The sequence below is a fragment of the Bradyrhizobium sp. JHI2711 genome (genome assembly GCF_056156565.1).
In genome coordinates this window covers 1872179-1885801 of record NZ_JBPZPT010000002.1, presented here as the reverse complement: position 1 = coordinate 1885801, position 13623 = coordinate 1872179, and the positions used below count along the sequence as shown (strand labels likewise).

Sequence of the window (13623 nt, the reverse complement as noted above, 5' to 3'; positions counted from 1 at the left end):
CGACCCGGCGTCGCCGAGGTCAGCTCTTGTAGTCGATCAGGAGCGCGGCGAGGCTCGAATTGCCGGTTGAGCTGCCATTGGCACCGTAGGACGATGCCGACGATTGCGATTGCTGCAGCGCCTCGAGGAATTGCTGGAGGATCTCGGCGGTGGTCTGGTCCGTCGAGCTGCTGCTCGTCGAATCCGTCGTCGTCGAATCCGAAGAGCCGTCGTCCGGCGGCGGACCGCCTGGTCCACCCGTGAAGGCGGACTGAAACACGCTTTTCAGCTCCTCGGCCTGTTCGGAGGTCAGCGTCCCGTTCGACACTTCGCTCGAGATGAGGTCCTCGATCCTCGACTGCATCTCGTCCTTGGAGGGAGGCGCGCCGCTCGATCGGCTCTGCTGGAGCGCCGTGTCGATATCCGTCAGCGCCGTCGAGAGCGCAGACTGGTCCGACGACGAGATCGCACCAGTGGAGACTTGCGACTGCAATTCCTGCTGAAGCCGTTGCAGTGGCGATTGATGGCTGCCGGCCGAGGCCGCCGAGATCGAGGTCATGATGGCTCCCTTGGTTTGCGTGGTTTCGCCGCGGACCACGCCACGGTATGGTTAACGGCCTTAACGAGAGCTTGCCACCCCGCGCCGGTCGATTGCCGTCCGTTGCGGGCAGCCGGGCAGAAACAATCCGAAACAAAAATCTTCGCCATTTGACCTCAATCTTGGACAAACAAGGTCCATGGCCATTCCCAATCCCAACATCCTGGTCGTCGAGGACGACCGCGAAACCCGGACGCTGATTGCGAAATATCTGCGCAACAACGCCTGCAACGTCACCGCCGTCGCCGACGGCCGCGAGATGTCGCGCGCTATGGCCGACCACCGCGTCGATCTCATCATCCTCGACGTCATGCTGCCTGGCGACGACGGCCTCAGCCTGTGCCGCAAGGTGCGCGCCGAAAACCATACGCCGATCATCATGCTGACCGCGCGCGGCGAGGACGTCGACCGCATCGTCGGCCTCGAGATGGGCGCGGACGATTATCTGCCGAAGCCGTTCAACCCGCGCGAGCTGCTCGCCCGCATCAACGCGGTGCTGCGCCGCCAGGCGGCCGCGCAAGCGGCGAGCTCGGTCGAAGGTGCCTCCGCGCTCACCTTCGAAGGCTGGCGCATCGATCTGCGCTTGCGCGAGCTCCGCAATCCCGCAGGCGCGCGCGTTGCGGTGACCAGCGCCGAGTTCGACCTGCTGCGCACGTTCTGCGAGCGGCCCGGCCGCGTGCTGTCGCGCGACAGCCTGCTCGACCTCACGCAGGGGCGCAGCACCGGCTCGTTCGAGCGCTCCATCGACGTGCTGGTCAGCCGCATCCGCCGCAAGATCGAGCCCAATCCGGCCGATCCCACCCTGATCAAGACGGTGCGCTCCGGCGGCTATCTGTTCACGCCACGAACCGAGGTCGCGAAAACCGAGGCAGCAAGCGCCGAAGCGACCACAGTGCCCGCGAGCAGCTGAGGGGGACGACGATGAAGCCGTTCTCGTTCTTCCACCTCAAGGGTATCGGCGGGCAGATCGCCGCGCTGGTGCTGGCCTCGACAGTGGCGCTCCATCTCGTCATCACCACCGCCTTCCTGATCATCCGGCAGGACCGCCCTGATGCCCCGCCGGACCGGGCGCATCAACTTGCCGATGCCGCGCTGCTGCTCGAGGCGGCGGAGGCGAGCGAGCGTCCGCGCCTCGTCACCGATCTCGCGCGCGCCTTCCCCGGGCTCGGCATCGAGATGCTGGCGCCCGGCACGGCCAATCTCGCGGAGAGCGACAGCCTGCATCTGCGCTGGATGCGCCGCCATCTCGGCCGCGCCTACAAGACCGGACGGCTGGCTTCAGGCAGCATCGAGCCCCGTATCGGCGTGCAATTGCCCGACGGCACCGTGATCGCGGGCCATGTCGATGGCGCCCCGCGGCCGTTGTTCTCTGGCGCGCCCTGGCTGATGGCACTGATGAGCGCCTTCATCTGCGTCACCGTGCTCGGCCTGTGGGCGGCGCGCGCGCTGACGAGGCCGCTGTCGTCCTTCGCCGCGGCGGCGGAGAATTTCAGCCTCGAGGGCGCCGCCGAGCCGCTGCCCGAGCGCGGCCCGGAGGAGATCCGCGCGGTGGCGCGCGCGCTCAACCGCATGCACGAGCGGATCGTGCGGCTGATGTCGGACCGCACGCGGATGCTGGCCGCGATCAGCCACGATTTGCGCACGCCGATCACGCGGCTGCGCCTGCGCGCCGAGTTCATCGAGGACGAGAGCAACCGCAAGCGCATGCTGATGGATCTCGACCAGATGCGCGCGATGCTGGAATCGGTGCTGTCGCTCTTGCGCGACGACCGCAAGGTCGAGGCGGTGACGCTGGTCGACATCGCCAGCACGCTGCAGCTCGTCGCGGATCAATTCGGCGACATGGGCCAAGTCGTGCACTATGTCGGGCCGGCGTCCGCGACCGCCGCCGCGCGGCCCGACGATCTGCATCGCGGCGTCACCAACCTGGTCGAGAACGCGGTGCGCTTCGGCGCCGACGTGACGATCCGCCTCGACGTCTCGGACACCATGCTCGTCATCGACGTCGAGGACGACGGCCCCGGCATTTCGGATGCGCGCAAGCAGGAGATGCTGGAGCCGTTCGTGCGCGGCGACGACGCGCGCACCATGGACTACTCCACCGGCTTCGGGCTCGGCCTGTCGATCGCGCGCGCAATCGCGCTCGGCCACGGCGGCGAGCTGTCGCTGCATGACCGCGCCCCGCGCGGCCTGATCGTGCGGATGCGATTGCCGGTCTCGCAGGCGCCGCGCCTTGCCGCCTGATCAAGCCGCGAGCGGCGGGTGCTCGATCGCCTCGTGCGGGAAGATCGCCACCGCCTCGAAGCGGTAATTGCAGGCGTGACAGGTCCAGAGATAGGAGACGCGGCCTTCGCCCGGCTCGATCCAGTCAGGGAACGGGATCGGTGTGCCACATTGTGCACAAGGGTTCTGCTTGGGAATGTCGTCGATGTCTGCAGGGGTCATGGACGTCTCCCGAGTGCTGGCTTTGACTAGCGATTGTTGGGCGAATGCGCAAAATGGACAGACCCGCTGTCACGTAAGGCGCTCCACCAGCTCCGAGCTTAACCCAGGTTTAAGTCGCAAAAGCGACGAGCCGGCGAAAATCGCCGTTGGTGACATTTCGCCACATCATCGCCGTGTTCCCACGGCCTAACGCGCTCGGGCGCGGGTCCGTTATGCCGAGGAATATTTCGATGAAAATCTTACGAATTGTCGCGCTGCTCGCGGCCGGATTGACGTTGCCGCAGGCAGCTTTCGCCGGGCAAGCCGAATATGCCGAGATGGTGGCCGCCCATGCCCGCGCCAACGGCGTGCCGGAAGCGCTGGTGCATCGCGTCATCATGCGCGAAAGCCGCTATCAGCCGCATGTGGTCGGTCGCGGCGGCACCATCGGGCTGATGCAGATCAAGCTCGCGACCGCCCGCGGGGTCGGCTACACCGGCGATGCCGCCGGCCTGCGCGATCCCAACACCAACCTCACCTACGCCGTGAAGTACCTCGCCGGCGCCTATCGCGCCGCCAACGGCGACCACGCCCGAGCCGTGCGTTATTTCGCGGGCGGCTATTACTACGCTGCAAAGCGCCAGCGGCAGGAGGCCGTCCAGGTCGCCCATGCGGGCGAGACCATGGGCCAAGGCACTATGGGCCAGCCCTGGCTCGAGCCGAACGGCAATCCGCAGCCGATGTTCGCCGCGCCGACGCACAGGAAGCTCGCCCAGCGCGTCCGTAACGCGCGGGCGCAGGTTCCCGCTCATTGATCTCCGTTATGGCCGGGCTTGACCCGGCCATCCACGTCTTTGCATCCGCGCCAAGAACGTGGATGCCCGGGCCTTCGCCTCGCCGAAGCGGCTTCGGCCGCGCAGGCGGGACAAGCCCGCGACTGTTACCGCGTTGACCACCTCATCCTGCTGGCATACATTACCACCGTTCCGAGGGGTGCTCCGAGGAGGAGCTGAGATACCGCTAAATGGGCAATACCGCCCAGGACCGCGGTGACCCTTTGAACCTGATCCGGGTCATGCCGGCGAAGGGACAGGGATGTTGCAGACCATCAAGCGACCGGATTCACCGGTATCCATCATCGGCGCAGGCATCGCGGGCGCCTGGCAGGCCTTGCTGTTCGCGCAGGCCGGCCACGCCGTCACCTTGCACGAGCGCGGTGACGAGGCGATGACGGATGCCACCAGCCATTGGGCCGGCGGCATGCTCGCGCCCTATTGCGAGGCCGAAGTCGCCGAGCCCATCATCAGCCGCCTGGGACTGCGCTCGCTCGATCTCTGGCGGCGCGAGCTGCCCGACACGCCGTTCAACGGCTCGCTGGTCGTCGCCCACCCGCGCGAGCGCAACGATTTCGAGCGGTTTGCGCGCATGACCGCGGATCACCGCCGGCTCGATGCCGCCGGCCTAGCCGCGCTCGAGCCGTCGCTGGAGGGCCGCTTCCGTGACGCGCTGTTCTTCCCTGCCGAGGGCCATGTCGAGCCGCGCCGCGTGCTGCCGCAGCTGCACGAGCGCATCAAGGCTGCCGGCGGCACCATCAAGTTCTGCAGCGACGTCACTGCGAACGAGCTTGACGGCATCGTCATCGACTGCCGCGGCCTTGGTGCCCGCGACGAGCAGAGCGAGCTTCGCGGCGTCAAGGGCGAGATGATCCTGATCGAGACGGACGAGGTGCAGCTGGCGCGCCCGGTGCGGCTGATCCATCCGCGTTGGCCGCTCTACGTGATCCCGCGCGAGAACGGCCTGTTCATGCTGGGCGCGACCTCGATCGAGGCCGAAGACACCGCCGTCAGCGTGCGCTCCGCGCTGGAGCTATTAGGGGCCGCCTACACCGTGCACCCGGCGTTCGGCGAAGCCCGCATCGTCGAATTCGGTTCGGGGCTTCGTCCCGCCTTTCCCGACAATTTGCCGCGCATCGGCATTCGCGATCGCAAGATCAGCGTCAACGGCCTCTACCGCCACGGCTTCCTGATCGCGCCTGCGCTCGCCGAGCTGACGCTCGCCTATGTCGAGCGCGGCCAGATCGACAACGAGGTAGTGCAATGCGCGTGATCGTCAACGGTGAGCAGCGCGAGGTGATTTCGTCCAGCGTGGACGCGCTGCTCGCCGAGCTCGACTACGAAGGCAGCCATTTCGCCATCGCGCTCAATTACGACGTCGTGCCGAAGAGCCGCTGGGCGGAGACGCTGCTGAAAGCCGGCGACGAGATCGAGATCATCACGCCGCGGCAGGGAGGGTGAGGATGGTGATGGCTCTCTATTTGTCGCGCCGGCGCGCGCCGCACATTCCCCTGTCATCGCCCGGCTTGACCGGGCGATCCAGTACGCCGCGGCTTCACGGTTCCAGCCGCACTGCCGCGGCGTACTGGATCCCCGCCCCCGTGCGCAATTGCGCACTAGGCGGGGATGACAGCTACATCTGGGCTGACACCGTCTTCTAAGGAGACACCTCCCACATGGTGACCTTCTACGGCAAAACCTTCGCCTCCCGCCTGCTGATCGGCAGCGCGCTCTATCCCTCGCCTGCGATCATGCAAGGCGCGATCCGCGCCTCCGGCGCCAACATCGTCACGGTCTCGCTGCGGCGCGAATCCGCCGGCGGCAAGAGCGGCGATGCATTCTGGAAGCTGATCCGCGAGCTCGACGTCACCGTGCTGCCGAACACCGCGGGATGCCGCACCGTGCGCGAGGCGGTAACGACGGCCAAGCTCGCACGCGAATTGTTCGGCACGAGCTGGATCAAGCTCGAGGTCATCGCCGACAACGACACGCTGCAGCCCGACGTCGTCGGCCTGGTCGAAGCCGCCGGCATCCTGATCAAGGACGGTTTTGAAGTCTTCCCCTATTGCACCGAGGACCTCTCGGTCGCGAGCCGCCTGGTCGAAACGGGGTGCAAGGTGGTGATGCCGTGGGCCGCGCCGATTGGCAGCGCCAAGGGCATCACCAACCGCGATGCGCTGAAACTGTTGCGCGAGCGGCTGCCCGACATCACGCTGGTGGTCGACGCTGGCTTAGGGGCGCCCTCTCACGCCGCGCAGGCGTTCGAGCTCGGCTATGATGCCGTGCTGCTCAACACCGCCATCGCCAAGGCCGCCGATCCCGTCGCAATGGCGAACGCCTTCCGCCTCGGCTGTGAGGCCGGCCGCACCGCTTACGAGGCCGGGCTGATGAACGCCCGCGACTTCGCCTCGCCCTCCACCCCTGTCGTTGGGACCCCGTTCTGGCATGCCGTATCCTGATCGCTTCTATCCCGTGGTTGATAGCCTGGCCTGGGTCGAACGCCTGACCAAGCTCGGCGTCGGCACCATCCAGCTGCGCGCCAAAGAGCTGAACGACGCCGACGCGCTGCAGATCGTCACCGACGCGCTGGCCATCACCAAGGACACGCAGGCCAAGCTGGTGGTGAACGATTATTGGCGCGCCGCCATCGTCGCCGGCGCAGAATACCTGCATCTCGGTCAGGAGGATCTCGCTGACGCCGATCTCGGTGCGATCCGCGAGGCCGGCCTCAAGCTCGGCATCTCCACGCACGACGACGCCGAGCTTGAAACCGCGCTCAAGGCCAAGCCGGACTACGTCGCGCTCGGCCCGATCTTCTTCACGACGCTCAAATCGATGCGCTTCGAGCCGCAGGGCATCCCCAAGATCACCGAATGGAAGCAGCGCATCGGCACCATCCCGCTGGTCGTCATCGGCGGCATCAAGTTCGAGCACGCCGCCGAGATCTTTGCCGCAGGCGCGGATTCGATTGCTGTTGTCTCGGACGTCACCCAGAACCCCGACCCCGATGCCCGCGTGCGGCAATGGCTCGACGGTTCGAAGGAGGCGGCATGATGATCGCCCCGCTCCCTCCACTCGTCATTGCGAGGAGCCCTTGCGACGAAGCAATCCAGACTGCTTCCGCGGATGCATTTCTGGATTGCTTCGCTGCGCTCGCAATGACGGAGCAAGAATTCACCAGCGTCGTCTCGGCGCCAATGCAAACGAATTAACCGGAGGATCCCATGAACATCCGCTCCAACCCCGACAAAACCGTTCCCGCCGTCACCACCGGCCCCCTGCCCTCCTCGCGAAAAATCTTCGCGACACCCGACGCCGCGCCGGATATCCGCGTGCCCTTGCGCGAGATCATCCTGTCCGAAGGCGCGGGCGAGCCGAACCTGCCGGTCTATGACACGTCGGGGCCCTACACCGACCCCTCCGTCACCATCGACGTCAATGCCGGCTTGGCGCGCAACCGCAAGCAATGGGTGCTGGAGCGCGGCGGCGTCGAGGAATATGAGGGCCGGCAGATCAAGCCGGAGGACAATGGTAGCGTCTCCACCGACAAGGCCGCGCGCGCCTTCTCGGCCTATCACAAGCCGCTGCGCGGCCTCGACGGCCACAAGGTGACGCAGCTCGAATTCGCCCGCGCCGGCATCATCACCAAGGAGATGATCTACGTCGCGGAGCGCGAAAACCTCGGGCGCAAGCAGCAACTCGAGCGCGCCGAAGCCGCGCTCGCCGACGGCGAAAGTTTTGGCGCCTCGGTGCCCGCCTTCATCACCCCGGAGTTCGTGCGCTCGGAGATCGCGCGCGGCCGCGCCATCATCCCCTCCAACATCAATCACTCAGAGCTCGAGCCGATGATCATCGGCCGCAACTTCCTGACCAAGATCAACGCCAATATCGGCAACTCGGCGGTGACCTCGTCGGTCGAGGAAGAAGTCGAGAAGATGGTGTGGGCGATCCGCTGGGGCGCCGACACCGTGATGGACCTCTCCACGGGCCGCAACATCCACACCACGCGTGAGTGGATCCTGCGCAACTCGCCGGTGCCGATCGGCACCGTGCCGATCTACCAGGCGCTGGAGAAGTGCAACGGCGATCCCGTCAAGCTCACCTGGGAGCTCTACAAGGACACCCTGATCGAGCAGTGCGAGCAGGGCGTCGATTATTTCACCATCCACGCCGGCGTGCGCCTGCAATACATCCACCTCACCGCCAGCCGCGTCACCGGCATCGTCAGCCGCGGCGGCTCGATCATGGCGAAGTGGTGCCTCGCGCATCACAAGGAGAGCTTCCTCTACACGCATTTCGACGAGATCTGCGACCTCATGCGCAAGTATGACGTCTCGTTCTCGCTCGGCGACGGCCTGCGTCCCGGCTCGATCGCGGACGCGAACGACCGCGCGCAGTTCGCCGAACTCGAAACCCTCGGCGAGCTGACAAAGATCGCATGGGACAAGGGCTGCCAGGTCATGATCGAAGGCCCCGGCCACGTGCCGATGCACAAGATCAAGATCAACATGGACAAGCAGCTCAAGGAGTGCGGCGAAGCGCCGTTCTACACGTTGGGGCCGCTGACCACCGACATCGCGCCGGGCTACGACCACATCACGTCAGGCATTGGAGCAGCCATGATCGGCTGGTTCGGCTGCGCCATGCTCTGCTACGTCACGCCGAAGGAGCATCTCGGCCTGCCCGACCGCAACGACGTCAAGACCGGCGTCATCACCTACAAGATCGCCGCCCACGCCGCCGACCTCGCCAAGGGCCACCCCGCCGCGCAACTGCGCGACGACGCCCTCTCCCGCGCGCGGTTCGAATTCCGCTGGACCGACCAGTTCAACCTCGGCCTCGATCCCGACACCGCGAAAAACTTCCACGACGAGACGCTGCCGAAGGAAGCCCACAAGGTCGCCCATTTCTGCTCGATGTGCGGCCCAAAATTCTGCTCGATGAAGATCACGCAGGACGTGCGGGATTACGCGGCAACGCTGAACGACCCGAACAGCGTGGGGATGTCGATGAGCGGCACCGCCGAGGACGGGATGGCCAAGATGAGCGCGAAGTTCAAGGAGATGGGCGAGAGCTTGTATCTGGATGCGGAGAAGGTGAAGGAGAGTAATCGGGTGTTGTGAGAGAGTTCTCCTCGTCATGCCCGGGTTTGACCCGGGCATCCATCCGAAAAAAGAGGAGCCGGGCCGACAGCCCGGCTTTTTCTTCGAAACTCGCTTTAAGAAATCCTCTTCTTCAATAACGGCTGGTCCTCTTTGACCGCGGGCAAACATTCCACTTCCCAAGGGAAGCGCCGATTGACGTCCTGCCAGATGACCTGCAGACAGGGGAATGCACGCCGCGATTTCCAGTAGAACCAGATCGCCGTGCCGAGATATTCGGGATAGGCCACGAACGGCACTTCCCAGAAGCCGAGCTTGTAGCCGTTCTCCAGCAAATCATCGGAGACATCGCCATCGACGAATTTATGGCCGGATTGCACTCGGTCACGGACAAGGTTGATGATGGCCTGCGCCGTTTCGGCTCTCTGGCCGAAAATGATGAGTTCGGGATGACCATAGTTCAGATGCAGACCAATTGAAAATGCAAACGGTGGATTTGCATCTGGTATGCCCGTGATATGGCAGCCGTGATTGCGGACGTTGCGCAAAATGACTTTATCGGCTTCGTGCTCGGGCTCGGGCCATTCGAACTGATCTTGCATTTTCAACCCAGATGAAACAAGCGCAGCCAGGACGAGCGTAGCGACATCCGGGGTCTTTGTCGCTAGCATATCGCTGACGCTCCTGCCGGCTACAACTCCACGGATAAGTGATTTTGTCCGATAGCAAGCTCCGCCGCCTCCCCGACCAACTCCGCCCCAACCTCCGCCTCGTCTTCGTCGGCACCGCCGCCTCGACGCGCTCGGCCGAGCTCAGGCACTATTACGCCCATCCCGGCAACCGCTTCTGGCGCGCGATCCATGAGGCCGGGATCACGCCGCGGCGCTATCAGCCAAGCGAGTTCGCATCGCTGATCGAGCTCGGGATCGGCTTCACCGATCTCTGCAAGACGGACGCCGGGATGGATCACCAGATCGCGCCTGACACGATCGACGTGCCGGGCTTTCGGGCGAAGATGGACAAGTACCGGCCGCGGACGATTGCGTTCACGAGCAAGAAGGCGGCGAGCTTGTTTTACGGCAGGCCGTCGGCTGCGATTGCGCTGGGGCGGCAGGCGCGCGATGGAAGCTGGCCCGAGACATTCGTACTGCCCTCGCCATCAGGAGCTGCGTCCGGGCATTGGACGCTGGAGCCGTGGCGGGAGTTAGCCAAGTGGATCGCTGCGTAGGGTGGGTTAGACGTGCGAATGCGCGAAGCGCAGTCCGCCCGTCGTAACCCACCACTTCTGTCGCCGCGGACGCAGACGTGGTGGGTTACGCCTTGCGCCGTCCCGTGGGGATGGACCGCGTATGGGAACGGCTAACCCACCCTACAAGACGAGCGTCGGAATCCAGCCTCCTCGTTCGTCCTGCGGACCAATCGCAATCGTTGGAGCCCCCGATGCCTCCCACCATCACCGCCTTCGAAAACTCCCCCGACCGCGGCAAGGGCCAGGCGCGCGACATGCGTGTCCGCTGGGCGCTCGAAGAGGTCGGCCAGCCCTACGACGTTCGCCTCGTCTCATTTGCGGCAATGAAACAACCCGCGCATCGCGCGCTGCATCCGTTCGGGCAGATTCCGACCTATGAGGACGGCGACCTCACGCTGTTCGAATCCGGCGCGATCGTGCTCCACATCGCCGAGCGCCATGACGGCTTGCTGCCGAAGGATGCCAATGCGCGCGCCCGCGCGATCGCATGGATGTTCGCTTCGCTGAGCACGGTGGAGCCGCCGATTGTCGAGCTCGGCATGGCCATGCTGTTCGAGCGCGACAGGAGCTGGTACGCCGAGCGCCTGCCGGGCTTGCAGGAGCGCGTGCGCATCAGGCTCGGCGAATTGTCCCGCCGCCTCGGCAAAGCCGACTGGCTCGACGGCGCCTTCAGCGCCGGCGATCTCATGATGGTGACCGTGCTGCGGCGGCTGAATACGTCAGGCCTGCTCGATGAATTTCCTGAGATCGCTGCCTATGTCGCGCGCGGCGAGGCGCGGCCGGCATTCAGGCGGGCGTTCGAGGCGCAGCTCGCGGTGTTCACGGCCGCGCCGCGTTCGTAGGCGGGTCAGCCCGCTTCAGCTCAGCTGGGCCAGCTCGCGGGCGAGGTTCGCGCGGGCTTGGCGATCGAAAGTCGCGGCGAAGACCGGATCGGGAAAGATGACCTCGCGTGCCGCGAATTGGCGCAGCACGCGGGCGCGGCCGGCGCGATAGTCCTCCTCGGCGACATGGCTGAACTCCCGGCGGATCGCGGCGGCATAGGCGTCGTAGCGGGCGGGATCGGCGCCGAGAATGCTGAGGTCGATCGAGATCAGGATCGCCCCGAGACGATCGCCGGGGGGAACGTCGTGCGTTTTGGTCAAGCGGATCAGGCGGCCGACCTCCTGGCGAAGCTCGGCGCGAACGTGCTGCTCGGCAAGCTCCGCGCTGCGCTCCTCGTTGTCCGTCCGCGTCGGATCGTAGACCGCATCGTGCCACCAGATCGCTTCCGACAACGTCTCGCGCTCGACGACCGAGAGACCCTCGGCGCGCGCGAGCGCCGCCAGGCAATCCTCGATATGCGCGAGATTGTGATAGTGGCGGCCGGGCGCCGCATAGGCAGCGGCCAATTCGTCGCGGGTCATGGGCGAAGTCTCACGACGTCGATCTTGTCGTTGTTGATGGCCATCGTGATCTCCCGGACCAGAGGATTGCGGTCATCCTATTGCGCAAAAGGCAATTCGCAAATGGCGCTCTGACGTAGCCCGGATGGGCGCAAGCGACATCCGGGGAGCCCATTCCCGCATGTCGCTGCGCTCATGCTGGCTACGAGGATTGCATCCGTTTCCACTCCCTAGCATGCTGGCCTCCGCCACCCCGGAGGAGCCCGCCCATGCTGACCCTCTACTCCTACCCAGAACTCTTCGGTGTCGCCGACAACAACGGCTACGGCCTCAAGGTCTATGCGTTTCTCAAGCTCGCGGGCGTGCCGTTCGTGCATGAGCACGTCTTCGATGCCTCTGCCGCGCCGCGCGGGCAGCTGCCTTACATCGTCGACGACGGCGAGATCATCGGCGACAGCGAGACCATCATCGCGCATGCGATCGCGAAATATCGCCTCACGATCGACGCCGGCCTGTCAGCGGAGCAGCGCCGCGCCAACTATCTCGTCACGCGCATGCTGGACGATCTCTACTGGGTGATGTCCTATTCGCGCTGGAAGGACGAGCGCTTCTATCCGGCGTTCCGCGACGCCTTCATCGCGCAGCATCCGCAGATCGACCCTACCGGCTTCGAGAAGGCCAAGGCCTACAATGCGCAGCGCTATCACTTCCAGGGCATCGGTCGCTACACGCCCGAGCAGGCCTACGCGCGGGGGCTCGCTGACTTGCAGGTGCTGGCGGACATCGCGCCGGCGCAAGGCTTCGTACACGGCGCGGCGCCGACGAGCGTTGATGCCGGCATCTACGGCTTCATCGCCAACATCTATTACTTTCCGATCCCGACGCCGCTGAAGGCCTTCGTCGATGCGCACGCTAACCTCGTCGCACATTGCGAGCGGGTGCATGCGAGGGTCGAGAAATCGTAGGGTGGGTTAGCTTCGGGCGGCGCGAAGCGCTGTCCGAAGCGTAACCCACCACTGTTCGTCTCCGGAGACGCCAAAGAGGTGGGTTACGCCCCGCGGATTCGCTGCGCGGATCCGCAGGGCTAACCCACCCTACGGCACCGTCTTCTACCGCATCGTGATCGCAAGCCCGCTGAGATCCGCATTCGCCATCAACCCCACCTGCGTGCCCGACAGCTCCAGCACTGCGCCCTTCTGGTTGGTCAGCACGATGGCGCGGGCGCCGGAGCCGACGGCGATGCCGGCACCGGCGGCGCCGTAGACGCCGGCAACATCGGAGGGACGGTTGATGTTGGAGACGCGGCCGCGCAGCACGGTCTTGGATCCCCCGAACACCAGGCCGTAGTCGAGGCCGCCGGTGGAGAGCCCGTACGAGCGGCCGCGGAAGTTGAGCACGCCCGAGCCGCCCGAGCCGCCGATGATCCAGCCCGCCTTGTAGATCGTCAGCGTCACGAAGCCGCTGTCGGCCTGCGCGGTCGTCGAGAGGCCAGCCAGGGCGACGATGGCGACGCACGCGGCGCGGAGGATGGATGCGAGCTTCATGGGGGTCTCCGGGGGCTGTTTTTTAAAGGAGGGTTCGAATCAGACGGAGCGAATGTACCTGATCGATCGGGGCGGCAACATGATCGGCGGGCGTTTCCGCAAGCAAGGCGGCGGCGAGACTCGCGGAAGGTCCTCATGCTCCGTCATTGCGAGCCAACGGGTCCGCGCGAAGCGCGGCCCGATGACAGGCTCCGCGAAGCAATCCAGAATCGCTCCGCGGCGGCAGTCTGGATTGCTTCGTCGCAAGGGCTCCTCGCAATGACGGGTGAATGGCCTGCTCTCTCGCCACGCGCAGGCCGCACGCGGGGAGAGGCGAAGACCACCATCGCCATCGTGCCATAATGCCCCTGTTTTGCCCGACGGAGCAACCGAATGCTTCGCGTTTGGCGAATTCTGGAAAACATCAATGATTTCCGTGCGGCGCCTACTGTGCATGGGGTTGTTTTCGCACTTTGTGTTTTGAGAAGCCCGCGCCAGCCGCTACGCTCCTGCCTCAGCCATGTCCCGAGGTG

At 65.3% G+C, this 13623-nt stretch carries 16 protein-coding genes and 1 riboswitch; of the genes, 11 read left to right on the top strand and 5 right to left on the bottom strand.

The window, feature by feature from the left end; translation table 11 throughout:
* Nucleotides 1-19: 19 nt before the first annotated feature.
* Nucleotides 20-538: a hypothetical protein gene (locus ACTEK7_RS21425; RefSeq protein ID WP_225146911.1), complete on the bottom strand. Its 519-nt coding sequence runs from the start codon at nt 536-538 to the stop codon at nt 20-22.
* A gap of 178 nt (nt 539-716) precedes the next feature.
* On the opposite strand from ACTEK7_RS21425, the gene ACTEK7_RS21420 reads away from it, so the two are divergent.
* Both ACTEK7_RS21420 and ACTEK7_RS21415 read left to right on the top strand, forming a co-directional pair.
* Nucleotides 717-1487: a response regulator gene (locus tag ACTEK7_RS21420; RefSeq protein WP_225146910.1), complete on the top strand. Its 771-nt coding sequence runs from the start codon at nt 717-719 to the stop codon at nt 1485-1487.
* A gap of 11 nt (nt 1488-1498) precedes the next feature.
* Nucleotides 1499-2821 (top strand): ATP-binding protein, encoded by a 1323-nt coding sequence (locus ACTEK7_RS21415; protein ID WP_036013262.1) that lies wholly within the window; start codon nt 1499-1501, stop codon nt 2819-2821.
* Here the strand turns inward: ACTEK7_RS21415 and ACTEK7_RS21410 are convergent, their stop codons facing one another.
* Nucleotides 2822-3022 carry a hypothetical protein gene (locus tag ACTEK7_RS21410; protein WP_036013259.1) on the bottom strand — a complete coding sequence of 67 codons (201 nt, stop codon included), beginning with the start codon at nt 3020-3022 and terminating at the stop codon, nt 2822-2824. It abuts the gene before it with no gap.
* Between the two features lie 230 nt (nt 3023-3252).
* On the opposite strand from ACTEK7_RS21410, the gene ACTEK7_RS21405 reads away from it, so the two are divergent.
* The 6 genes from ACTEK7_RS21405 to thiC all read left to right on the top strand — a co-directional run bounded on the left by ACTEK7_RS21405 (nt 3253) and on the right by thiC (nt 8957).
* On the top strand, nt 3253-3816 hold the full coding sequence (locus ACTEK7_RS21405; RefSeq protein ID WP_036038432.1) for a lytic transglycosylase domain-containing protein: 564 nt from the start codon (nt 3253-3255) through the stop codon (nt 3814-3816).
* 164 nt (nt 3817-3980) lie between these two features.
* Nucleotides 3981-4109, top strand: a riboswitch (TPP riboswitch).
* Nucleotides 4097-5107, top strand: a complete 1011-nt coding sequence (locus tag ACTEK7_RS21400; protein ID WP_225146909.1) for an FAD-dependent oxidoreductase — start codon at nt 4097-4099, stop codon at nt 5105-5107. Its footprint overlaps the riboswitch before it by 13 nt.
* Nucleotides 5098-5295: a sulfur carrier protein ThiS gene (gene thiS, locus ACTEK7_RS21395; protein ID WP_036028477.1), complete on the top strand. Its 198-nt coding sequence runs from the start codon at nt 5098-5100 to the stop codon at nt 5293-5295. Before ACTEK7_RS21400 ends, thiS begins: the two co-directional genes overlap by 10 nt.
* A 215-nt stretch (nt 5296-5510) precedes the next feature.
* Nucleotides 5511-6293 (top strand): thiazole synthase, encoded by a 783-nt coding sequence (locus tag ACTEK7_RS21390; RefSeq protein WP_225146908.1) that lies wholly within the window; start codon nt 5511-5513, stop codon nt 6291-6293.
* On the top strand, nt 6280-6888 hold the full coding sequence (locus ACTEK7_RS21385; RefSeq protein ID WP_225146907.1) for a thiamine phosphate synthase: 609 nt from the start codon (nt 6280-6282) through the stop codon (nt 6886-6888). Before ACTEK7_RS21390 ends, ACTEK7_RS21385 begins: the two co-directional genes overlap by 14 nt.
* Nucleotides 6889-7058: 170 nt before the next feature.
* Entirely contained in the window at nt 7059-8957 is a 1899-nt protein-coding gene (gene thiC / locus ACTEK7_RS21380; protein ID WP_225146906.1) for a phosphomethylpyrimidine synthase ThiC, read from the top strand.
* 95 nt (nt 8958-9052) lie between these two features.
* On the opposite strand, the gene ACTEK7_RS21375 is transcribed toward thiC, so the two are convergent.
* Nucleotides 9053-9607, bottom strand: coding sequence for a DUF4262 domain-containing protein (locus ACTEK7_RS21375; RefSeq protein WP_109144706.1), 555 nt, complete (start codon nt 9605-9607; stop codon nt 9053-9055).
* A 44-nt stretch (nt 9608-9651) separates the two neighbouring features.
* Here ACTEK7_RS21375 and ACTEK7_RS21370 point away from each other — a divergent pair, with 44 nt between their 5' ends.
* Nucleotides 9652-10164, top strand: coding sequence for a mismatch-specific DNA-glycosylase (locus ACTEK7_RS21370; protein WP_225146905.1), 513 nt, complete (start codon nt 9652-9654; stop codon nt 10162-10164).
* A gap of 212 nt (nt 10165-10376) precedes the next feature.
* Nucleotides 10377-11027 carry a glutathione S-transferase family protein gene (locus ACTEK7_RS21365; RefSeq protein ID WP_225146904.1) on the top strand — a complete coding sequence of 217 codons (651 nt, stop codon included), beginning with the start codon at nt 10377-10379 and terminating at the stop codon, nt 11025-11027.
* A gap of 15 nt (nt 11028-11042) precedes the next feature.
* Here ACTEK7_RS21365 and ACTEK7_RS21360 read toward each other — a convergent pair whose 3' ends face one another.
* Nucleotides 11043-11588 (bottom strand): HD domain-containing protein, encoded by a 546-nt coding sequence (locus tag ACTEK7_RS21360; protein WP_225146903.1) that lies wholly within the window; start codon nt 11586-11588, stop codon nt 11043-11045.
* A 248-nt stretch (nt 11589-11836) separates the two neighbouring features.
* On the opposite strand from ACTEK7_RS21360, the gene ACTEK7_RS21355 reads away from it, so the two are divergent.
* Nucleotides 11837-12532, top strand: a complete 696-nt coding sequence (locus tag ACTEK7_RS21355; RefSeq protein ID WP_225146902.1) for a glutathione S-transferase family protein — start codon at nt 11837-11839, stop codon at nt 12530-12532.
* A 144-nt stretch (nt 12533-12676) separates the two neighbouring features.
* On the opposite strand, the gene ACTEK7_RS21350 is transcribed toward ACTEK7_RS21355, so the two are convergent.
* On the bottom strand, nt 12677-13111 hold the full coding sequence (locus ACTEK7_RS21350; RefSeq protein ID WP_225146901.1) for a hypothetical protein: 435 nt from the start codon (nt 13109-13111) through the stop codon (nt 12677-12679).
* Between the last annotated feature and the right edge of the window lie 512 nt (nt 13112-13623).